Source organism: Neisseria sp. P0021.S007, assembly GCF_051956855.1.
Genome location: NZ_JBQCXA010001429.1, coordinates 1 through 483, shown reverse-complemented (window position 1 = coordinate 483; position 483 = coordinate 1). Strand labels below are relative to the sequence as shown.

Below are 483 nucleotides of genomic sequence, written 5' to 3'. Positions count from 1 at the left end.
TATGAGCGAAGACGCTATCCGTATTACCATCATTGCTACCGGCTTGAAAGAAAACGGTACTGACAACCAACTGCGTGCTGCTGCCCGTACCCAACAATTGGTACGCGGTGCGGAAGAAGCGCCCCAAGCTCAAAGCCAAAGCAATGCTGAAAGCCTGGTTCGTACTAACCGCAATATCCGTTCTATGAACCTGACTGCGGCTGATTTCAGCAACCAGTCTGTGCTGGATGACTTTGAAATTCCTGCTATCTTGCGCCGTCAGCAACATACTTCTGATAAATAATCAGGATCATGTATGAAAAGACCTGCCTTTAAGGCGGGTCTTTTTTATTAGTAAAATATACTTAAGGCCGTCTGAAAATTTTCAGACGGCCTTAAGTTCAAATAAAGTAAATAATAAACTTACCCTTTATTGAGAATTTGCTTGTTTTCGCCCTCACGACGCAATTCTTTGGGCAAGACAAATACAATGCTTTCTTCTGC

The 483-nt window shown here is 43.5% G+C and carries 1 pseudogene; it reads left to right on the top strand.

The features are described from left to right. Positions 1–283: pseudogene (locus tag ACTHUR_RS19545) on the top strand (cell division protein FtsZ); the annotation flags it as partial. Positions 284–483 lie beyond the last annotated feature (200 nt).